The following is a 4,294-nucleotide window of genomic DNA, read 5'->3' as shown; positions in this document are numbered from 1 at the left end:
CGCCAGGCCTTCGGCCGGCCCGCAGCCGCCATCGCCGCGTTGCTGACCTGGATCACGCAGCCCGTCTGGGTCGGGGGGTCCTGCGCCTTCATCGCCGCGGAGACCTGGAATGGGTACGTCACGCCAGTCGAGCCCGGTTCGGTATCGGACTACGCCCTCAAGCTGGTCTTCATCTGGCTGACCGTCCTGGCGGCGGTCATCAGCCTGCGCCGGGGGAAGTGGATCCCCAACGTGGGCGCCATCCTCAAGATCGTGTTCCTGGTGGTATTCATCGTCACCGCGGGCATCTACGCCGCACAGCACGGACTCGCCGGTCTGACGGCGAGCGACTTCTCGCCGACCCTCGCGGGATTGCTCGGGGTGACACCGTTGCTGCTCTTCTCCTACCTGGGCTTCGAGTCCGGTAACAGTGCGGCCGGTGAGATGAAACAACCAAGTCGCGACGTCCCGATCGCGATCGCGCGATCGGCCTCCATCGCGGCCGCGGCCTACCTGCTTCCGATCGCCGCCATCCTGCTGGTCATACCCGCTGACGACATCACCGGCATCGGCGGGTTGATGGATGCCGTGAAGACCGTCTACGGCGTCTACGGCTCGGCCGCTCCGGTGATGCTCACGCTGACGGCCATCGTCTTCGTGCTGGTCCTGATGACACAGGGTTCGGCGTGGATGATCATCAGCGACCGGATGCAGGCGATGGCCGCCGCCGACGGGGCGTTCTTCCGTGGCTTCTTCGGCCGATTCCACCCTCAGTTGGGCACGCCGGTGCGGGTGAACATCCTCTCCGGAGTGGTGGGCACGATCTTCATGCTCGTCGCCATGCAGGTCAGTGGATCGGCGGCTTCGGTGTTCGGCGTCGTGCTCAGCATCTCGATCTCGACGTTCCTCCTGAGCTACGTCATCGCCATCCCCGCTGCAGTGCGGCTGCGCACCGCATTTCCCGACGTCGAGCGCCCGTTCAAAGTCCCCGTCTCCGACAACGGATTTCGGGCGCTGGGAGCCCTGTGCTTTGCGTGGGTCGCCCTGGGCAGCTGGGTCGCGGTGTTCCCTGGCACGTTGGACCGGCTATTCGGCCTGAGCTACGACTTCGAGGAGGTGTGGGGCGTCACCGCCGGAGAATTCGAGCTCTTCACCCTGGGCACACTCGCCGCCCTTGGCGTGCTGGGAGCCGTAGGATACCTATCTGCCAAACCTCTCCGGGTCGAGCAGCGCGACACCGATCGGTCACCGTCCAGGTCGACGACCGCGGCAACCGATGTCTTTACTACCGAGAGGTAGCTCGACCGGTACGAGGAGTGAGCGAGTGGTTCGTCGGCCCGATGTCACGCTGACTCAGCTGAGGTACTTCGTGAAGGCGGCGACGTACGGCAGCATGACCAAGGCTGCCGACGAGCTGCGGATCGCGCAGTCCGCGGTGTCGGCGGCAGTCTCACAGCTCGAGCACCAGATCGGCACCCAGCTGTTCATCCGGCAGCGCGCCCGCGGGCTCGTCCTCACCACCGCGGGTGAGGAGATGCTGCGAGACACGCGGGCGCTCCTCGAACACCTCGGCGAGGTGCTGGATTCGGCCAGCGGTCAGGCCGGTGAGATACGCGGCCGGATCCGGGTGGCGTGCTTCGTCACCCTCGCGCCCTTCGCGCTTCCTCGCCTCATCTCCGAACTCGGCGCCAAACATCCCGATCTCGAAGTCGAGGTCGTGGAGACCCACGCTCACGAGGTGCGCGCCATGCTGCGCAACGGCACCGCCGAGGTGGCGCTGACCTACGATCTCGGGCTGGGTGAGGGCATCGACACCGAAGTCCTCCACGTCGCCCGGCCGTACGTCGTGCTGGCCCGAGATCACCCGCTGGCCACCTCCGACAGCCTCGATCTCGTGGACCTCGCCGCAGAACCCATGGTCCTGCTCGATCTGCCGGACAGTCGCGACTACTTCGAGTCGATGATGATCGATGCTGGGGTCAGACCCCGAATTCAGTATCGATCCGCGAGCTACGAGACAGTGCGCGGGATGGTCGCACGCGGGCATGGATTCTCGATACTGAACCAGGAACCAGCCCACCACGGCACCTACGACGGAGGTGAGGTCGTCGCAGTGCCGATCCGCGGCGACGTTCCTGGCCTTCCGATCGTGATCGCGCGTGCGCACGTCGTACGGGTCACGGCACGGGCCCGAGCCATCGAAGAGGCGGCCCGTGAGATATTCGCCGGCGACGATTCACACTGACTCGGGCACCCGACGCATCACTGTTGCATATGTGCTTTGTCAGTTATCAATGTTTTACAGATGCCCGGTGAGCGGCCCACGATAGACGTCATGGGCAACCACATCCGGATCCGGCCGTTCAACACGCGCGACACCTATCCCGAGCAGAACCTCGACAACGATCTCGCCCAGGCCGTCGTCGCCGGGGGCGTGGTGTACCTACGCGGTCAGATCGGTCAGGACCTCGACACCAGGGAATCGGTCGGCATCGGGGACGTCGAGGCGCAGGCCGAGAAGGCAATGGCCAACATCGCCATGTTGCTCTCCGAAGCCGGTAGCTCGCTGCAGGACATCGTGAAGGTGACGGTGTACCTCGTCGACATCCGCTATCGCGAGCCGGTGTACCGCGTGATGGGCCGCTGGCTGAAGGGGGTGCACCCGGTCTCCACGGGGCTCGTGGTCAGCGCGCTCGCCCGCCCCGAGTGGCTCGTCGAGATCGATGCCACCGCGGTGATCGCCGATCCGGGGAGTGTCGCGTGACGTTCTCTCTCACGGCCCGCGACGATTCGGGCGCGTTCGGCATGGTGATCTGTTCCTCGAGCCCGGCCGTCGCCTCACGCTGCGTTCACCTGCGCGCCGGCGTCGGCGCCGTCGCGAGCCAGAACGTGACCAACCCGCGGCTGGGTGCCATCGCGCTGGACGCGCTCGCCTCGGACCTCGATGCCGAGGAAGCGCTCGCCGCAGCACTGGCTTCCGAAGACCACCGTGCATACCGGCAACTCGTCGTCGTCGATGGTCGCGGCAACACCGCGGTCCACACCGGCGAGCACGCGCTGGGGATCAATTACCACGTGCAGACGAAAAGTGCTGCGGCAGCTGGGAACATGCTGCGCGGCGAAGCGGTCATCCAGTCGTTGCTCGACGGCTTCGTCGGCTCTGCGGCCCAAGGCCTGGAGGGGCGACTGCTCGACGGCCTGGCCGCGGCCATCGAGGCAGGCGGCGAGGCCGGACCGGTGCACAGCGCAGGCCTCCAAGTCGTCGAAGACGTGCCGTGGCCGGTCACCGATCTCAGGGTCGATTGGCATGACGACCCAGTAGGCGAACTCCGACGTCTCTGGAGCGTATGGGAACCCCAGAAACGGGATTACCGGATCCGCGGGTTGGATCCCACCGCGGCTCCGTCCTACGGCGTGCCGGGTGATCTGTGAGTGCCACGCTGGAACGATCGATCCTGGACCTGGGAGACCGGGCGCAGGATCGCATCCTGAAGTTGTCGCACGATCTGCATCAGAACCCCGAGATCGCTTGGGAAGAGCATGTTTCGGCGGCGAGGGTGGCAGGCGATCTCGACGACGCCGGGTTCACGGTGGAGCCCAACTACGTCGCACTGCCCACGGCCTTTCGGGCCCACCGGGGGAGCGGTCCGCTGCACCTTGCCCTGTGTGCCGAATATGACGCCTTGCCCGGCCTGGGCCACGCCTGCGGCCACAATGTCATCGCGGCCATCTCGACCGGCGCCGCTCTGGCTCTCAGCCCCTTCGTCGACGATCTCGGGATCACGCTGTCGGTGTTCGGGACCCCTGCCGAAGAGGGTGGTGGCGGCAAGATCGAGATGCTCGAACGAGACGCGTTCGCGGGCGTGCACGCCGCGGCGATGGTGCACCCCGGACCCGTCGACGTAGCACGCGCGGAGCCCTACGCCGTGTCGCACAGCCACATCGCGTTCGAGGGAAAGGCTGCGCACGCCGCGGCGTTCCCCGACCGTGGAATCAACGCCGCCGACGCCTTCACCATCGCGCAAGTCGCCATCGGGCTACTGCGCCAACAACTCCCGTCCGACGTGCGGGTCCACGGCATGATGACCCGCGGCGGAGAGGCACCGAATGCGATACCGCAACGCACCGAGGGCCGCTGGTACGTGCGAGCACAAACCCTGAGCCAGCTCGAGCAACTGGAGCCGCGCATCCAACGCTGTTTCGCTGCGGGGGCGCTCGCAACCGGCTGCGATCTGACGATCGAACCGGAGAGCAAGCCGTACTCCGAATTTCGCAACGACGAACGACTGCTCGGCGCGTACACGCGGCGCGCCGA

The 4,294-nt window shown here is 66.4% G+C and carries 5 protein-coding genes; all 5 read left to right on the top strand.

Going from position 1 to position 4,294, the window contains the following annotated elements; genetic code table 11:
• The coding region (locus ACRDUX_RS17715; protein WP_526415324.1) for an amino acid permease at nt 1-1,278 on the top strand (1,278 nt) is incomplete at its 5' end.
• A 25-nt stretch (nt 1,279-1,303) separates the two neighbouring features.
• Nucleotides 1,304-2,224, top strand: coding sequence for a LysR substrate-binding domain-containing protein (locus ACRDUX_RS17710; RefSeq protein ID WP_526415323.1), 921 nt, complete (start codon nt 1,304-1,306; stop codon nt 2,222-2,224).
• Nucleotides 2,225-2,314: 90 nt separating this feature from the next.
• Nucleotides 2,315-2,743, top strand: a complete 429-nt coding sequence (locus tag ACRDUX_RS17705; protein WP_526415322.1) for a RidA family protein — start codon at nt 2,315-2,317, stop codon at nt 2,741-2,743.
• On the top strand, nt 2,740-3,411 hold the full coding sequence (locus tag ACRDUX_RS17700) for a DUF1028 domain-containing protein (protein WP_526415321.1): 672 nt from the start codon (nt 2,740-2,742) through the stop codon (nt 3,409-3,411). Before ACRDUX_RS17705 ends, ACRDUX_RS17700 begins: the two co-directional genes overlap by 4 nt.
• A gap of 20 nt (nt 3,412-3,431) precedes the next feature.
• A partial coding sequence (locus tag ACRDUX_RS17695) for an amidohydrolase (RefSeq protein WP_526415325.1) occupies nt 3,432-4,294 on the top strand: 863 nt, incomplete at its 3' end.

Origin of the sequence: Mycobacterium sp. (assembly GCF_050701675.1) — a bacterium.
Taxonomy (GTDB): domain Bacteria; phylum Actinomycetota; class Actinomycetes; order Mycobacteriales; family Mycobacteriaceae; genus Mycobacterium.
This window is presented reverse-complemented; position numbering and strand designations above follow the sequence as displayed.